The sequence below is a fragment of the Bacillus sp. EU63 genome (genome assembly GCF_038592915.1).
GTDB classification, from domain to species: Bacteria; Bacillota; Bacilli; order Bacillales; family Bacillaceae; genus Bacillus; species Bacillus velezensis.
The window spans coordinates 3319167-3335000 of sequence record NZ_CP151944.1 but is presented as its reverse complement, the minus strand read 5'-3'; the positions used below and the strand labels follow the sequence as shown (position 1 = coordinate 3335000).

Here is a 15834-nt window from a genome sequence, read left to right as displayed (position 1 = left end):
TTTTGCAGATTGAATAGGAGGAAAGTCATGTCTTTTTGTAAGTATTGCGGCCAGCAGAACAACGAAGAGGCGCATTTCTGTAAAGAATGCGGAAAACCGATCGGGAAAGGAAGCCGGCTGGAGCGGCAGGCGGCTGAATCCGCATCACAGCCGAGAAAGCCGATCCCTAAAAAAACGCTCTTCCTATGGGGAGGCATTGCCGCAGCGCTGATCTTATTGATTGCCGCATATAAAACCGGAGCCTGGCTGACATCTGAAAAAAGGCTCACAGATCAATTCGAACAGGCGGTTCATGACGGGGACACGAAAAAGCTCGCAGCCCTGCTCACTCCTTCAGACAAAAAACTGAAGCTGAATGAGACCAATGTCAAACCGCTCCTTGCATACGCAAAGAAACACGATGAACTGCTGGCATCGCTTCGCGGCAATTCATCAGAAAAAGATGCGGTATACGTCAAAAAAGAGGGAAAAACCCTTCTTTTGTTTGACCATTACGAACTGAAAGTCGATCCGGTTTATTTCCGCGTCACAAGCAATTATAAAGGCGCCGATCTTTATATCAACAGCGAGAAAACAGGTACGGTCAAAAAAGCCGATGAAACCCAAATCTTCGGCCCGTATGCACCCGGTGTCTACACGGCGGAAGCCAAGCTTAAAAATGAGACGGTTGACGTTGTCAAAAAGCAAGAGGCAGAGGCGGCCGGCAGCCGGAATGTTGAGTTTGACCTGCCGTTAGACGCCGAGGATGTGACATTCACTCCGGCAGACAGCTTCAAAAGCGCGAAAGGCGATCTGCTGATAAACGGCAAGTCCGTCCATAAAGATCCGTTTACATCCGTTACATACGGTCCGCTCTTAACTGACGGTTCCATGACAGCCGCCGTGGAGGCTGATTTTCCTTGGGGGAAAATGAAAACTGCCGATGTTCCGATCAACAGTACTGATGTGGACTTAACGCTTATCCCGGATCAAGATACACAACAAACAATCATGGACACGATTGTCAAAACAACGAAGCAGTATACAAAAGCGATGGCAGACGGAAATACCGATCAGATGACCGAGGCTGGTTCCGCCTGGAAAGAGCAGACGAAAGAAGTGGTATCCGGCATGAAGAGTTCCGGCACCTTTTTGAAGGATCAGTATAAAGAGACAAGCTTTGATCTGGATTCATTTGCGATTTCTCAAGAGAACGGCCGCTGGCAAGTAACTGTTACGGGTAAAGAGCTTCATGAGTCTGCTTATTTCGACGGGAATACGAAGCCTGATATGGAAGAGGCTGAGCCGAGCTTTCATTATGTACTCTCATATGATACAAAACATAAAAAATGGGTTTTCGAAAAAGCTGACCCTGCCTCAGATTCTTCCGGGACAAATGTAAAAAAAATAAAAAATGACCAGCCGAAAACCTATACATCCGCATGGGCATCATCCAAAGGAAACACAGCTTCAGCCAGCGTGACAAACGAGCAAGTCACATCGTTTATGACTGATTACCTGACAAATCAATCAAGCGCCGTCAGCCTTAACAATTTTGCCATCATGGCGGGCAATTTAGAAGAGGGGAGCCCTTTGTATGCTGATCAGCAGAAACTGGTCAAAAAACTGCACAGCGAGGGGACGACCGAAGTATTTAATGAAGTGAATGTCAAAAGCTTTTCACAGAAAGGCTCCCATTTGACGATTCACACGTACGAGGAGTTTTATATTACGAAAGCCGGCGGCAGTCCGAAGCTCAGAACATACAATTGGACGTATGGCGGCGTTGTTAAAGACGGAAGAATTTATTTAACATCCATTCAATAAAAAAAACCCCCGCGCCAATCAGGCGGCGGGGGTTTCCGTTTTTAAAAGAAGAAATAATTCATGAGTTCTTTTATATAATGCTTGATCGTGAATTGAAACGTTACGCAAATGATCAAATAGATGACGATAACAGAATAAATGATATCCGCCTTAGTAGTGAGCTGATGCTGATAGCTCGCCAGCATGAGCGGAGGCACGGCAAACGCCGCTCCTAAAAGACCGACAGCCAGAATGGTGAAGCAAACGGTTGTATGAAGCAGCATAAAAATGAGGGCAAGAAGCAAAATAGCTGTAAACGGAATCAAAAAGGCCCCGAATCTGGACAGCGAATCTTTAAATGACACCTGCGCGCCGCCGGCCTTCAAAGCGATAAAAATCAAGAGATACAGGCAGAAAACGCATAATGCAAAGGTAAGCGCCGGTTTGATCACAACCGCGGTAAAACTGACGTCACGAAAGCCGTCTGATAGGAGAATATAAAACATAATCGGCGTCACCAGGCAGAAAAGCACCATGTTGATGATGCTGCTGACAAGCTGTTCGCCGCCTGTCGTTTTACATGTTTGGTACGGTCTCTTTAACACATCAAGCACGAATAAGGCAAATTGCTTTGAAGCCTGCTTAGCCGCGGCGCCGGCCTGAGCGGCCTGGCCTTGCGTTTGGCCTGCGCCTCCCTGCCCGGGCTGGGGCGCCCCGCACTTTTCACAAAACTTTCCGCCATCAGTATGATGGCCGCATTGAGAACAATACATTCTAAAACTCCTTTTACAAGTAATATAGGGATTTTGTTCAATATTTACATTATAAAAGAAAATAGGGCGGATGTAACGGAGTTTTCTAAAGATATACAAATCACTTTCTCTATGAATTGATAATAGAGAAAACGTACCCATTATGGTAGAATTTTAATGGAGCTGATAGATATCATGTCTCTCGGCGCATTGATTCAGAGTGAAAAAGGAAATTAACGCATGCTAAAAAAATTGAAAATGCTTTATCGGCTGTTGAAATTCGGAAAAGGCTTATGGAGATAGCAAACAAAAAAAACCGTCCTTACAGGGACTGACCCCATAAGATGAGACAAATAAAAACACCTTCAAGTTTGAATACGGATGATTGTTAGCCGAAATTAGACTTGGAGGTGTTTTTTCTATGGGGACAAGAGTGAGTTATCCGGTTGAAGTGAAACAGAAGGCTGTAGAAATGAGATTGGCAGGCGTACCTATGAAAGAGATCCTGCAGGAGTTGAATATTAAGAATAAGACACAGGTTCAGACATGGGTTAGATGGTATAAGGCTGGTGATACACATCGATTCGAACAGCCTGTTGGAAAGCAATACACTTACGGAAAAGGTCCGGAGTATTCTTCCGATTTAGAGAAACTGCAGGCAGAGATTCGTTACCTGAGACAACAGAATGAAGTTTTAAAAAAGTACAACGAATTGGAAAGGAAGTTGATAGCGAAACGTCAGTCGAACTTGTAGAAATATTGCACAGCACAATGACCGTACAGGATATCTGTATTCATTTAGGTATCTCTCGAGCGTCTTATTATCGTTGGAAGAAGAATCTGATGAAGGATCATCCCAAGCGCCATTTGGAAAAACAAATCGGCACGTTGTGCCGAGAGCACAAGTATCGATATGGATATCGAAAAATCACAGCCATACTAAAAAAGAGAATGTGTATTAACCATAAAACGGTTCAACGTATTATGCAGAAAAATCAATGGCAGTGTCGGGTTAAGGTGAAAAAGCGCAAGAAGGATGGGCAGCCATATGCCGTGGTCGATAATATATTGGATCGGAACTTTCAGTCTGATCGTCCTCTTGAAAAACTAGTAACGGACATCACATATTTGCCTTATGGACAGAAACAATTGTACCTTTCCAGTATATTAGATTTATACAATGGAGAAGTGATTGCTTTTACTATTGGGGATAAGCAGGACACAGCCTTTGTCTTAGACACACTTGATCAGCTACCAATGCTGCCTGAGAACTGCGTGTTACATAGTGACCAAGGTTCTGTGTATACATCTTACGAGTATCAAAAAGCTGTTAAAACAAAAGGCATTACCATGAGCATGTCCCGCAAAGGGACGCCCGCTGATAATGCCTCCATCGAATCGTTTCATTCCTCGCTAAAGTCTGAAACGTTCTATCTTAACAGCATTGATCGAACTACGACTGCCATCGTAGAACGCACTGTCATAGAATACATTCATTATTATAACAATATTCGTATTCAAACCAAACTAAACAACCAATCACCGATAAACTATCGGCAATTGGCTGTTTAAAAGGTGTTTTGACCCCTGTCTCAAAAACGGGGGGCAGTCCCTACAAGGACGGTTTTTTTCTGTTTCCGGACCGTCCGGCTGAGGTTATAAAAAGCAGACCCCGGGGTAAAAACCATGCATAAGAAACAGCGGAGAACAAAACATAACTCAATAACGGCAAGCCATAAGGAGGTACGCATGTTTTCATTCATCATTCATGTCTTCATTTCACTGTTTGCAGTCTCCAATCCCATCGGAAACGTGCCGATTTTTCTTTCACTGACGGAAGGGTACTCGGAGAAAGAACGGACAGCGATTGCGCGCAAGGCTTCCGTGCTGTCGTTTATCATCTTGGCGGCTTTTTTAATCTTCGGCCATCTGATCTTTAAACTGTTTGACATTAACATTCATGCCTTACGTATCGCGGGCGGCATTTTTATTTTCGGCATCGCTTATAATCTTCTGAACGCGAAGAAATCTCATGTACAGTCTCTCCATCATGAAGAGAAAGGGGAGAGCAAGGAGAAAGCCGATATATCCGTGACGCCTTTGTCGATTCCGATTATCGCCGGTCCCGGTACGATCGCGACGGTGATGAGTCTATCGGCCGGCCATGGCGGCATCATCCATTACATCAGCGTGCTTATCGGCATTGCGGCCGTCATCGCGATGACGTTTATCTTCTTTCACTATTCATCTTTCATCAGCAATAAGCTCGGGAAAACCGAAATGAACGTCATTACCCGACTGATGGGGCTGATTTTGGCGGTGGTGGCGATCGGCATGATCGGCGCCGGTCTGAAAGGCATGTTCCCGATATTGGTTTCCTGACTTAAAAAAGCAGCGCCCGGTTATCTTCGGGTGCTGCTTTTTTCTATTTTCGGCACATGCTGAAACACTTCTTCACTCTCAAAAAATTCTATCAAACGGCTCAGCCAGTCATAATAATGGAGCCAATCCGTCAGTTCATCCAAAAGCTGGCGGGCTTTTTCTTCAATATCGGGACTGAGATTTTCCGATTCCAGAAGCTCAGTCAGCTCGCGGTTCAGCTTTTTATAGAGCATTTTGTTTTTGCTGACCGCCTTTGTCCAATTTGCCGTAAACAGGGAGATAAACGTCTGGTAATAATCACGCTCGACGTCGTAAAGGTCTTTCCGAACGCCTTTTTCAAACACTTTTTCAGCCAGATTGGCATCGGTCATTTCGCGGACCACCTGGCTCATCCTCGTTTTGCTCATCCCGGTCGCCTCTGACAGCTCATTTAACGTCATCGGCTTGCGGTTCATATAAATAATACCGAGCACACGTCCAAGTGTGGCCGGCATTCCGAATGTATGCATATTCTCGGCGATTCTCTCAATGAGATGCTCTTCAGCATGCCCGATGATATCAAGAGCGTTTTTTTCCACGGCTGATCATCCCTTCACTGGCTTTTCATGCTGACAATATATCATATTTTTTACAGTTGATGAAAAAGATGATGCGGCAGGATATGCGAGCTATCGGGAGCGATTGTAAGAACATCCGCATTGTCAGCGGGATAACATGAAAAAATACGTATATTGTATATAATTTCAACACATTGTAAACTTTTTATTTTACAAATTTCATCTTATAATAAAGATTATACTTTTCAGAAAAATAACGGAACCCTTCGGAGGTGCACGGATTGCTGAGATTAGAAAATGTATCGAAAGTCTATAAAGGCGGAAAAAAAGCTGTCAACAGCATTGATTTAAATATCGAAAAAGGCGAGTTTATTTGTTTTATCGGGCCGAGCGGCTGCGGAAAAACGACGACGATGAAAATGATTAACAGACTGATTGAGCCGTCATCCGGTAAGATTTTTATCGATGGCGAAAACATTATGGAGCAGGACCCGGTGGAGCTGAGACGGAAAATCGGCTACGTCATTCAGCAGATCGGACTTTTCCCTCATATGACCATTCAGCAGAACATTTCCCTCGTGCCGAAACTGCTGAAATGGCCGGAACAAAAGCGGAAGGAACGGGCACGGGAGCTTTTGAAGCTCGTCGATATGGGCCCGGAATATTTAGACCGCTATCCTCACGAGCTGAGCGGCGGACAGCAGCAGAGAATCGGCGTGCTGCGCGCCCTTGCAGCGGAACCGCCTCTTATTCTTATGGATGAACCGTTCGGAGCGCTTGATCCGATTACGCGGGATTCCCTTCAAGAAGAATTCAAAAAACTGCAAAGAACATTGAATAAAACGATTGTGTTTGTAACACACGATATGGATGAAGCCATTAAGCTGGCTGACCGGATCGTCATTTTAAAAGCGGGAGAGATCGTTCAGGCCGGCACTCCTGATGACATTCTCCGGAATCCGGCTAATGAGTTTGTCGAAGAATTTATCGGCAAAGAACGGTTATTGCAATCAAGACCGGATATTGAACGCGTCGAGCAGATGATGAACAAAAAGCCTGTCACTGTTACGGCGGACAAAACGCTTTCGCAGGCGATACAGGTGATGCGGGAACACCGTGTCGATTCCCTGCTTGTCGTTGATGACCTGAATGTGCTGCAAGGATATGTGGATGTCGAAATCATTGATCAGAACCGGAAAAAAGCGAGCCTCGTCGGCGACGTGCTCCGCTCTGATCTGTATACGGTCGAGCAGGGGACACTGCTGCGTGATACCGTACGCAAAATTTTAAAGCGCGGAATGAAATATGTACCCGTCGTTGATGAACAAAGGCATTTAGTCGGAATTGTCACGAGAGCGAGCCTTGTCGACATCGTTTACGATTCAATCTGGGGCGAGGAAGACCAGCTGGTGACAGGCTGACAAGGGGAGGAACGCTTACAATGAATGAAATGATCAAGTTTTTGCAGACGAACGGCGGAGAACTGTTATATAAAACGTGGGAGCATTTATACATTTCGATCATCGCCGTCATATTAGGCATTGTCGTCGCCGTTCCGCTCGGAGTGGCGCTGACGAGAATGAAAAAGGGCGCAGGCGCCGTCATCGGTGCCGTCAACATTGTGCAGACCTTGCCGAGTCTCGCGATACTGGCGTTTTTTATCCCGCTGTTAGGCGTGGGAAAGGTGCCCGCGATCGTCGCGCTGTTTTTCTATTCGGTGCTGCCGATTCTCCGGAACACGTATACCGGCATTCAAGGCGTAAATAAAAATCTGCTGGAATCGGGAAAAGGCATCGGGATGACGGTCTGGGAGCAGATCAGGCTTGTGGAACTGCCGCTTGCGGTTCCGGTGATCATGGCGGGCATCCGCACATCCACCATTTATCTGATCGGCTGGGCGACGCTTGCTTCCTTTATCGGGGGCGGCGGGCTCGGAGACTATATTTTTATCGGCCTGAATCTCTATCAGCCTGAATATATTATCGGCGGCGCCGTGCCCGTCACTATTTTAGCCATTATCATTGATTATCTGCTGGCGGCGACGGAACGGAAGGTGACGCCGAAAGGGCTGAAAGGACTGAAGGAAGTATCATAAGGAGTTGGCTGTTTTGAAAAGAAACCAAAAGAGATGGATGTGCGCACTGGCGCTGTCGGCTGCTCTGCTTCTGGGCGGCTGTTCCCTTCCCGGCCTGAGCGGGGCTTCCGATGATACGATCAAAATCGGGGCGCAAAGCATGACGGAATCAGAAATTATCGCCAATATGATCGCACAGATGATTGAACACAATACAGACTTGAATACGGCATTAATTAAAAACCTCGGATCGAACTATGTCCAGCAGCAGGCGATGCTCGGCGGTGAAATCGATATCGCCGCGACGCGCTACTCGGGAACGGATTTAACGAGCACCCTCGGCATGGAAGCGGAAAAAGACCCGAAAAAAGCATTAGCCATCGTCCAGAAGGAATTTGAGAAACGCTTCCATTACAAATGGTTTGATTCTTACGGATTTGAGAACACATACGCTTTTACCGTCACGAAAGAGCTTGCGGAAAAAGACCATTTAGACAAAGTGTCCGACATTAAGAAGCATGCCGATCAATTTAAGCTCGGTGTAGACAATGCGTGGCTGAAAAGAAAAGGTGACGGCTATAAAGGCTTTACCGACACGTACGGCTTTGAATTCGGCACAACCTATCCGATGCAGATCGGACTTGTATACGATGCCGTGAAAAACGGGAAAATGGACGCCGTCCTCGCTTATTCAACGGACGGACGGATTAAAGCGTACGATCTGAAAATTTTAAAAGACGACAAGCAGTTTTTCCCGCCGTATGACTGTTCGCCGGTCATTCCCGACAGCGTGCTGAAGCAGCATCCTGAACTGAAGGGCATTGTGAATAAACTGATCGGCAAAATCGATACGGAAACGATGCAGGAATTGAATTACGAGGTGGACGGCAAGCTGAAAGAACCGTCCGTCGTCGCTAAAGAATTTCTGGAGAAACATCATTATTTTGAATAAGAAATGAGGTGGGGCAAATGGAAGTGCTGCAGCAGCTCGGCACTTATTATTCTCAAAACGGCGTCTATGTGCTTCAGGAGTTTTACCGCCATTTTCTCATGTCGGTATACGGCGTTTTATTTGCGGCGATCGTTGGGATTCCGCTCGGCATCTTCATTGCCAGATACAGAACATTAAGCGGCTGGATATTCGCGGTGACAAACGTGATTCAGACCGTGCCGGCGCTTGCGATGCTTGCGGTGCTGATGCTCGTCATGGGGCTCGGCGCCAATACGGTGATTTTGTCGCTGTTTTTATATTCGCTTCTTCCGATCATCCGGAATACGTACACCGGAATCGCCAGCATTGAACATGCTTATCTTGAATCGGGAAAAGCGATGGGCATGACCAAATTTCAGGTGCTCCGCATGGTGGAGCTGCCGCTTGCGCTTTCCGTCATCATGGCGGGGCTGCGGACGGCCCTTGTCATCGCGATCGGCATTACGGCAATCGGAACGTTTGTCGGCGCGGGCGGACTCGGTGACATCATTGTCAGGGGCTCAAACGCCACGAACGGAACCGCGATTATTTTGGCCGGCGCCATTCCGACAGCGCTGATGGCCGTTATCGCAGATCTTGTGATGGCATGGCTGGAGCGGGCGCTGAGTCCGGTGAGAAAGAAAAAACGAACCAAAGCGCCGAATGCGGCATGAAAAAAAAACGCCTTGCGGGTCAGGGCGTTTTTTTCTTATGGCTTCGGAACATGCTTGAATATTTCTTCGCTTTCAAAAAACTCGATCAGACGGCTGATCCAGTTGTAGTAATCAAGCCAATCCTTTAATTCTTTCAGCAGTTCGTTGATTTTTTCCTCAGCTTCTTCCGGCACGCCGTTTTCAAGGACGGCTGTCAGTTCGCGGTTCAGCTTTTTATGCATCATTTTATTTTTGCTGACGACCTTGCTCCATGTGGCCGTAAACAGCGTAATAAAGGTTTGGTAATAATCCTGCTCGACGTCGTATAAATCTTTGCGGACGCCTTTTTCAAACACTTTTTCCGCCAGATTGACGTCAAGCATTTCACGGACCGCCTGGCTCATTCTCGTTTTGCTCATGCCGGTCGCTTCTGATAATTCAGTTAAGGTCATCGGCTTGCGGTTCATATAAATAATGCCTAAAATGCGCCCCACCGTCGCCGGCATTCCGAATGTATGCATATTTTCAGCGATTCGTTCTATCAAATGATCTTCAGCTTGTTCGATTACGTGTAACGGATCTTTCTCCAACAGTTTCAATCCTTTCAGTCAGCAATTCCGATGTCAATATACCACATTTTTAAACCGGCGGAAATGCTCTTCCGAGAGAATTTGGCAGTAATTCGGAGCAATAAGAAGAACTTTGCCGGTCAATACGGGTAAATCAGTGCTTACACAACCTTTATATATAATATGGACAAATTGTAAACTTTTTAATTTACAAAGTTTAATTTATAATGGGAAACGTTCAATTGTCTGAAAAGTTAAATTTGAATTTAACGAATTGAATAAACTTAATCATGGAGGTGTGAGTGTTTGCTGACATTAGAAAATGTCTCGAAAATGTATAAAGGCGGGAAAAAAGCCGTCAACAGCATCAACCTGAATATCGCCAAAGGCGAATTTATTTGTTTTATCGGACCGAGCGGCTGCGGTAAAACGACGACGATGAAAATGATCAACCGCTTAATTGAACCGACAGAAGGCAGAATCCTGATAGAAGGCCGAAACATTATGGAACAAGACCCGGTGGAACTCAGAAGAAGCATCGGCTATGTCATCCAGCAGATCGGGCTGTTTCCGCATATGACCATTCAGCAGAACATTACGCTCGTTCCGAAGCTTTTAAAGCATCCTGCCGAAAAACGGAAGGAACGGGCGCGGGAGCTTTTAAAGCTCGTTGATATGGGGCCTGAATATTTAGACCGTTACCCTCATGAACTGAGCGGAGGACAGCAGCAGCGAATAGGTGTATTACGGGCACTTGCCGCAGAGCCGCCGCTCATCTTAATGGATGAACCGTTCGGGGCGCTTGACCCGATTACGAGAGATTCCCTTCAGGAAGAATTTAAAAAACTGCAAAAAACCTTACATAAAACCATCGTATTTGTTACCCATGATATGGACGAAGCCATCAAGCTTGCGGACAGAATCGTCATTCTGAAAGCGGGAGAAATCGTCCAGGCCGGAACGCCTGATGAGATTCTCAGATTTCCGGCGAATGAATTTGTTGAGGAGTTTATCGGCAAGGAACGGCTGATCCAATCATCCAGCCCTGATATTGAACGGGTGGAGCAGATCATGAATCCCGATCCCGTGACGGTAACACCTGAGAAAACACTGTCAGCCGCCATTCAGCTGATGCGTGCCGAGCGGGTGGATTCGCTGCTCGTCATTGATGAAAAGAACGTTCTCCAAGGTTATGTCGATGTGGAGATGATTGACCGCAAACGAAGACAAGCGGTAACCGTCGCGGAAGTGCTTGAACGGGATCTGTACACGGTCAGAAGCGGCACTCTGCTCCGCGACGCCGTCCATAAAATTTTAAAAAGAGGCATGAAATTTGTGCCGGTCCTTGATGAGGACGGCAGATTAACGGGAATCGTGACAAGGGCAAGCCTCGTTGACATCGTCTATGACTCCATCTGGGGAGAAGAGAATCAGCTCGCGGTGATGTCATGAGGAGGCTTCAATTGATATGAATCAGACCGTGCAATTTTTACAGGCAAATGGAGGAGAGATGCTTTATAAAACATGGGAGCATCTGTACATCTCATTAATCGCCGTCATGGCGGGCATTCTCGCCGCCGTTCCGCTCGGCGTCCTGCTGACGAGGATGAAAAGAGGAGCCGGCGCCGTCATCGGCATCGTCAACATCATTCAAACCTTGCCGAGCCTTGCCATTCTTGCGTTTTTTATTCCGCTTTTAGGCGTAGGAAAGGTCCCGGCCGTTGCGGCGCTGTTTTTCTATTCCATGCTGCCGATTCTCAGAAACACGTATACGGGGATTCTCGGCGTCAATCGGCATCTTCTGGAATCGGGAAAAGGAATCGGCATGACGGCATGGGAGCAGATCAGGCTTGTAGAGCTCCCGCTTGCCGCTCCGGTCATCATGGCGGGCATCAGGACGTCTTCGATTTATTTAATCGGCTGGGCGACACTCGCCTCCTTTATCGGCGGAGGCGGGCTGGGAGATTACATTTTTATCGGCTTGAACCTTTATCAGCCGGAGTATATTATCGCAGGCGCCGTTCCGGTCACAGTGCTGGCGGCAGCCGTCGATTACATGCTGGGGATGACAGAACGGAAAGTCACGCCTGACGGGCTGAAGAGCATAAAGGATGCTTCATAAGGAGGAGGTCTCTCATGGGGAATAGATGCAAAAAACGGCTGCTCGCAATCGCCTGTATCGGTATGCTGCTCCTTGGCGGATGCTCGCTCCCGGGGTTGAGCGCCGCATCGGAGGATACCATTAAAATCGGCGCGCAAAGCATGACCGAATCAGAAATCATCGCGAGCATGCTCGGACAGATGATCGAACATCACAGCGGGTTGAAAACATCCGTTATTAAAAATCTCGGTTCCAACGCCGTACAGCAGCAATCCTTGATCAACGGTGATATTGATATCGCCGCTACGCGCTATACAGGTGACGCGCTGACCGGGACGCTTCGCATGGAGCCGGAAAAAGACCCGGACAAAGCGCTGCGGCTAGTTCAGCGTGAATTTCAAAACAGATATGACATGAAATGGTTTGATTCTTACGGCTTTGATAATACATACGTCTTTACCGTTTCCGGACAGCTTGCCCGCAAGTACCATTTAGAATCGGTATCCGATGTCAAAAAAGAAGCGTCTCATCTGAAATTCGGCGTAGATAACTACTGGATGAAGCTGAGAGGCAACGGATATCAGGATTTTATGAAAACATACGGAATGTCATTTGAAGGCACGTATCCGATGCAGATCGGCCTCGTTTACGACGCGCTGAAAAGCAGAAAGATGGATATCGCGCTCGCTTATTCCACCGACGGAAGAATCATCGCTTACGGACTGAAAACGCTGATGGATGATAAGCGGTTCTTTCCTCCGTATGACTGTTCACCCGTCGTTCCGGATCAAGTATTAAAAGAGCATCCCGAACTGGAGGGCGTGATCAATAAAATGATCGGCGCGATTGATACAAAGATGATGCAGAAAATGAATTACGAAGTTGACGGCCGATTAAAAGAGCCGTCCGTCGTAGCTAAGGAATATTTAGAAAAACATCATTACTTTGAATAACGGAAAGGAGATGTGCGGATGGACACGATGAAGGAGCTGTTTACGTATTACGCTCAAAACGGCAGCTATGTTCTGTATGAGTGCTGGCGGCACTTTCTCATGTCGGCGTACGGCGTCGTTTTCGCCGCCGTTTTCGCCATTCCGGCCGGAATTGTGACAGCCAGGCACGGGCGTCTCTCCGGCTGGGTGTTTGCTGTGGCGAATGTGATTCAAACCGTTCCGGCGCTGGCGATGCTCGCCGTCCTGATGCTTGTCATGGGACTCGGCGCCAATACGGTCATCACGGCTTTGTTTTTGTATTCCCTGCTGCCGATTCTCAGAAATACGCACACGGGCATTATCAATATCGAGCACGCTTATCTCGAGTCGGGAAAAGCGATGGGCATGACGAAATACCAAATCCTTCGTATGGTGGAGCTGCCGCTTGCGCTTTCCGTCATTATGGCGGGTCTCCGAACGGCGCTCGTCATTGCTATCGGCATCACGGCGATCGGCACCTTCGTCGGGGCGGGCGGCCTCGGCGATATGATCGTCAGAGGGTCGAACGCGACAAACGGAACCGCCATTATTCTGGCGGGCGCCATCCCGACCGCGCTGATGGCGGTGGCCGCAGACCTGCTGATGGCGTGGCTGGAACGAGCCCTCAGCCCGGTGAAAAAACAAAAAAGAAAGCTGATCGTACGCTCAGCCTCATGAAAAAAAGCATTCTTCCGCGGGAAGGATGCTTTTTTTGATTTCTTGATTAAATTTTGATAACTGCGCTGTAAAGTCTTACTTATCAAATAACAAAGCAAAGGGGTAAATCAAATGAGCAACATCATAGAAACGAGACAGCTGCAAAAATCATTCGGCAGACAACAGGCAGTGGCTGATGTGTCTCTATCAGTAAAGCGCAACAGTATATACGGCCTGCTCGGTCCGAACGGCGCGGGAAAATCAACAACACTTAAAATATTGACCGGCATGCTGCAGCAAACATCCGGCGAGGTTCTGTTCGACGGACATACATGGAAGCGCGAAGACTTGAAAAGCATCGGTTCCCTGATTGAAGCGCCGCCGCTTTACAGCAACCTGACAGCCGCTGAAAATCTGAAAGTCCGCTGCGTGATGCTCGGACTGCCTGATTCAAGAATTGCGGAAGTGCTGGAAATCACGGGATTAACGGGAACCGGAAAAAAGCGCGCCGGACAATTTTCCATGGGAATGAAACAGCGTCTCGGCATTGCGTTAGCATTATTAAGCCGTCCGTCGCTCTTAATTCTTGATGAGCCGACAAACGGATTGGACCCGATGGGAATTCAGGATTTGCGGGAATTTATCCGCTCCCTCCCCGGACAGGGCATGACGGTTATTTTATCAAGCCATCTGTTATCAGAAGTCGAGCAGATCGCAGACCATATCGGGATCATCAGTGACGGCGTTTTAGGATATCAGGGAGAAATCAGCCGGGAAGATGATCTGGAGCGGTTGTTTCTGGAGGTAGTCAAATCAACACGGGAGAAAGCGGGGACAGGAAAATGATTCAGTACATGCAGGCGGAACATCTTACATCTAAAAGAACATTTATCAGAAAGCTCATCATTCTGATTCCGCTTCTGAACACGGCTTTTTCTTTTCTGCTGAATACGGCTTATTTTATGACGGGCACGTTCAATTGGTGGGCGGTTATTTTCATGCCGCTCATGATTTCTCTAATGTGCGGTTTATCTGTTAAAAAAGAGAAAAAATCTGCGAATGACCGCGCGGTGTACTCATTGCCGGCAGATTTAAAAAGCATATGGCTCTCAAAAATAAGCTTGATCGCGCTGTATTCACTCCTGTCGCAAATCGTTTTTTTCATCATCATGTTTTTACTTGGCCTTGTATTTCCGGGAATTGCTGCGCTGCAGCTGAAAGGCGTTGAAGCAGGCTCCCTTTTATGGCTGACGACGCTTTGGGAAATTCCGTTCTGCTTATGGATTGCCAGACAGTTCGGATTTACGGCAGTCATTCTCGTGAATATGATCGCCGCTTTTGTTTTGGGTATTGTGCCGGCGTCCGGTTCATTGTGGTGGCTGAGCCCATGGAGCTGGTCAGTCCGGGTGATGTCACCGATTCTCGGGATCCATCCGAACGGAATTCCGCTTCCCGCAGACAGCGGCTTATTAAACGGAAACGTGATCTTTCCGGCTATTATTCTTTCTATCCTTTCTTTTATCGCAATAAGTTTGATTTCCGCAGTGTCTTTTGCAAAAGGGGGAAACCGGTCATGACCGTGCTTTTACGATATATGTGGGCCGATGTATTAAAAATGAAGCGCACGCCGCTCATATGGATGCATGCTGCGGCGCCGGTTTTATGCGCGGGATTTTTCCTGTTGTATATGTATGGAAGGGTTCAGGAGCCTTATATGCTGTACAGTGTGTTTTTCAGCGCGATTGCTGTTTTATACCCTTTAATCATCAGTATTGTCTGCGGGATGTCTGCCTCGGTTGAGGAACAGGCGGGCCATTTTCAGATGATGCTGGCGGTGCCGTATTCGAAAATCGTCAGTTTTGCGGGCAAGCTGCTTTTGCTGCTCCTATTGAATGTGTTATCGGCAGGTCTCGCCATCTGTCTTTATTTGGCGGGGATGAAATTTGTTCTTCACATCAATGATCTCCCCTATCTTACGTTTTTAAAAGGAGGGGCGTGGCTGATTGCCGGCAGTATTCCGCTTTATATGATGTCTTTTTTTGTCGGCGTAAAGTACGGCATGGGACCGTCCGGGCTTTTAGGGGGTGCGGGATTATTAATGGCGGCGCTCATGAATACGGGACTTGGCGATATCATCTGGCGTTTTTTCCCGTGGGCATGGAGCGTGCGGCTTTCAGGCCTTGCAGGACTGCTGCATTTTGACAAAGTCAAAAAAGAGTTCCTCCCTTATGTAAGATACGATATGAGATTCGGAGAAATAATGTTATATTTTTCTATAGTGATATTGTGTCTGGCCGGCCTCTATTGGTGCAGAAGATGGGAAGGGCGGCGTTCATATGAATAAAGGCAAGGAGCGATTCGGC

At 47.3% G+C, this 15834-nt stretch carries 17 protein-coding genes; 14 read left to right on the top strand and 3 right to left on the bottom strand.

What is annotated here, in order from left to right; genetic code table 11:
* The first annotated feature begins 27 nt into the window (after window positions 1-27).
* Window positions 28-1806, top strand: a complete 1779-nt coding sequence (locus NYE38_RS16730) for a zinc ribbon domain-containing protein (RefSeq protein ID WP_025649296.1) — start codon at window positions 28-30, stop codon at window positions 1804-1806.
* Between the two features lie 41 nt (window positions 1807-1847).
* Here NYE38_RS16730 and NYE38_RS16725 read toward each other — a convergent pair whose 3' ends face one another.
* Window positions 1848-2558 carry a hypothetical protein gene (locus tag NYE38_RS16725; protein ID WP_014418906.1) on the bottom strand — a complete coding sequence of 237 codons (711 nt, stop codon included), beginning with the start codon at window positions 2556-2558 and terminating at the stop codon, window positions 1848-1850.
* 400 nt (window positions 2559-2958) lie between these two features.
* Between NYE38_RS16725 and NYE38_RS16720 the strand changes: the two genes are divergently transcribed.
* Both NYE38_RS16720 and NYE38_RS16715 read left to right on the top strand, forming a co-directional pair.
* Window positions 2959-4109, top strand: a protein-coding gene (locus NYE38_RS16720) for an IS3 family transposase (RefSeq protein WP_094246999.1) whose coding sequence is annotated in 2 segments (ribosomal slippage) — window positions 2959-3232 and window positions 3232-4109 — 1152 coding nt in all. Because the reading frame shifts where the segments join, the coding sequence is not laid out codon by codon here.
* 177 nt (window positions 4110-4286) lie between these two features.
* Window positions 4287-4919, top strand: coding sequence for an NAAT family transporter (locus NYE38_RS16715; RefSeq protein WP_025649294.1), 633 nt, complete (start codon window positions 4287-4289; stop codon window positions 4917-4919).
* Window positions 4920-4939: 20 nt separating this feature from the next.
* Here NYE38_RS16715 and NYE38_RS16710 read toward each other — a convergent pair whose 3' ends face one another.
* Window positions 4940-5497, bottom strand: a complete 558-nt coding sequence (locus NYE38_RS16710) for a GbsR/MarR family transcriptional regulator (protein WP_014418904.1) — start codon at window positions 5495-5497, stop codon at window positions 4940-4942.
* Window positions 5498-5757: 260 nt separating this feature from the next.
* On the opposite strand from NYE38_RS16710, the gene opuCA reads away from it, so the two are divergent.
* The 4 genes from opuCA to opuCD are packed head-to-tail and all read left to right on the top strand — an operon-like array spanning window position 5758 to window position 9194.
* Window positions 5758-6897: an osmoprotectant ABC transporter ATP-binding protein OpuCA gene (gene opuCA / locus NYE38_RS16705; RefSeq protein WP_003151651.1), complete on the top strand. Its 1140-nt coding sequence runs from the start codon at window positions 5758-5760 to the stop codon at window positions 6895-6897.
* Window positions 6898-6917: 20 nt separating this feature from the next.
* The gene (locus NYE38_RS16700; RefSeq protein WP_003151654.1) at window positions 6918-7571 is read left to right on the top strand and encodes an ABC transporter permease; all 654 of its coding nucleotides are present in this window, start codon (window positions 6918-6920) and stop codon (window positions 7569-7571) included.
* A gap of 37 nt (window positions 7572-7608) precedes the next feature.
* On the top strand, window positions 7609-8502 hold the full coding sequence (gene opuCC / locus NYE38_RS16695; RefSeq protein WP_088056564.1) for an osmoprotectant ABC transporter substrate-binding lipoprotein OpuCC: 894 nt from the start codon (window positions 7609-7611) through the stop codon (window positions 8500-8502).
* 17 nt (window positions 8503-8519) lie between these two features.
* Complete coding sequence (gene opuCD / locus NYE38_RS16690) at window positions 8520-9194, top strand: glycine betaine/carnitine/choline/choline sulfate ABC transporter permease OpuCD (RefSeq protein ID WP_017418896.1); 675 nt, start codon at window positions 8520-8522, stop codon at window positions 9192-9194.
* A gap of 35 nt (window positions 9195-9229) precedes the next feature.
* Here the strand turns inward: opuCD and NYE38_RS16685 are convergent, their stop codons facing one another.
* Complete coding sequence (locus NYE38_RS16685; RefSeq protein WP_003151660.1) at window positions 9230-9763, bottom strand: GbsR/MarR family transcriptional regulator; 534 nt, start codon at window positions 9761-9763, stop codon at window positions 9230-9232.
* A 285-nt stretch (window positions 9764-10048) separates the two neighbouring features.
* On the opposite strand from NYE38_RS16685, the gene NYE38_RS16680 reads away from it, so the two are divergent.
* The 7 genes from NYE38_RS16680 (at window position 10049) to NYE38_RS16650 (ending at window position 15815) form a co-directional block, all read left to right on the top strand.
* Window positions 10049-11194: a betaine/proline/choline family ABC transporter ATP-binding protein gene (locus NYE38_RS16680; RefSeq protein ID WP_095270638.1), complete on the top strand. Its 1146-nt coding sequence runs from the start codon at window positions 10049-10051 to the stop codon at window positions 11192-11194.
* Window positions 11195-11210: 16 nt separating this feature from the next.
* Window positions 11211-11864: an ABC transporter permease gene (locus tag NYE38_RS16675; protein WP_017418898.1), complete on the top strand. Its 654-nt coding sequence runs from the start codon at window positions 11211-11213 to the stop codon at window positions 11862-11864.
* Between the two features lie 62 nt (window positions 11865-11926).
* Window positions 11927-12796: an osmoprotectant ABC transporter substrate-binding protein gene (locus NYE38_RS16670; RefSeq protein WP_224446939.1), complete on the top strand. Its 870-nt coding sequence runs from the start codon at window positions 11927-11929 to the stop codon at window positions 12794-12796.
* Window positions 12797-12814: 18 nt separating this feature from the next.
* Window positions 12815-13492: an ABC transporter permease gene (locus tag NYE38_RS16665; protein ID WP_021494139.1), complete on the top strand. Its 678-nt coding sequence runs from the start codon at window positions 12815-12817 to the stop codon at window positions 13490-13492.
* A 111-nt stretch (window positions 13493-13603) separates the two neighbouring features.
* A complete protein-coding gene (locus NYE38_RS16660) occupies window positions 13604-14317 on the top strand; it encodes a lantibiotic protection ABC transporter ATP-binding protein (protein WP_017418901.1) in 714 nt (237 codons plus the stop codon).
* Window positions 14314-15048 carry a lantibiotic immunity ABC transporter MutE/EpiE family permease subunit gene (locus NYE38_RS16655; RefSeq protein WP_017418902.1) on the top strand — a complete coding sequence of 245 codons (735 nt, stop codon included), beginning with the start codon at window positions 14314-14316 and terminating at the stop codon, window positions 15046-15048. The genes NYE38_RS16660 and NYE38_RS16655 overlap by 4 nt, the downstream gene beginning before the upstream one ends.
* Window positions 15045-15815, top strand: coding sequence for a lantibiotic immunity ABC transporter MutG family permease subunit (locus NYE38_RS16650; protein ID WP_017418903.1), 771 nt, complete (start codon window positions 15045-15047; stop codon window positions 15813-15815). The genes NYE38_RS16655 and NYE38_RS16650 overlap by 4 nt, the downstream gene beginning before the upstream one ends.
* Window positions 15816-15834 lie beyond the last annotated feature (19 nt).

Bases quoted from the DNA above. Each gene is read 5' to 3' on its own strand.
- NYE38_RS16730 (WP_025649296.1), top strand. From the start codon at position 28: ATGTCTTTTTGTAAGTATTGCGGCCAGCAGAACAACGAAGAGGCGCAT.
- NYE38_RS16725 (WP_014418906.1), bottom strand. From the start codon at position 2,558: ATGTATTGTTCTCAATGCGGCCATCATACTGATGGCGGAAAGTTTTGT.
- NYE38_RS16715 (WP_025649294.1), top strand. From the start codon at position 4,287: ATGTTTTCATTCATCATTCATGTCTTCATTTCACTGTTTGCAGTCTCC.
- NYE38_RS16700 (WP_003151654.1), top strand. From the start codon at position 6,918: ATGAATGAAATGATCAAGTTTTTGCAGACGAACGGCGGAGAACTGTTA.
- opuCC (WP_088056564.1), top strand. From the start codon at position 7,609: ATGTGCGCACTGGCGCTGTCGGCTGCTCTGCTTCTGGGCGGCTGTTCC.
- opuCD (WP_017418896.1), top strand. From the start codon at position 8,520: ATGGAAGTGCTGCAGCAGCTCGGCACTTATTATTCTCAAAACGGCGTC.
- NYE38_RS16675 (WP_017418898.1), top strand. From the start codon at position 11,211: ATGAATCAGACCGTGCAATTTTTACAGGCAAATGGAGGAGAGATGCTT.
- NYE38_RS16670 (WP_224446939.1), top strand. From the start codon at position 11,927: ATGCTGCTCCTTGGCGGATGCTCGCTCCCGGGGTTGAGCGCCGCATCG.
- NYE38_RS16665 (WP_021494139.1), top strand. From the start codon at position 12,815: ATGGACACGATGAAGGAGCTGTTTACGTATTACGCTCAAAACGGCAGC.
- NYE38_RS16660 (WP_017418901.1), top strand. From the start codon at position 13,604: ATGAGCAACATCATAGAAACGAGACAGCTGCAAAAATCATTCGGCAGA.
- NYE38_RS16655 (WP_017418902.1), top strand. From the start codon at position 14,314: ATGATTCAGTACATGCAGGCGGAACATCTTACATCTAAAAGAACATTT.
- NYE38_RS16650 (WP_017418903.1), top strand. From the start codon at position 15,045: ATGACCGTGCTTTTACGATATATGTGGGCCGATGTATTAAAAATGAAG.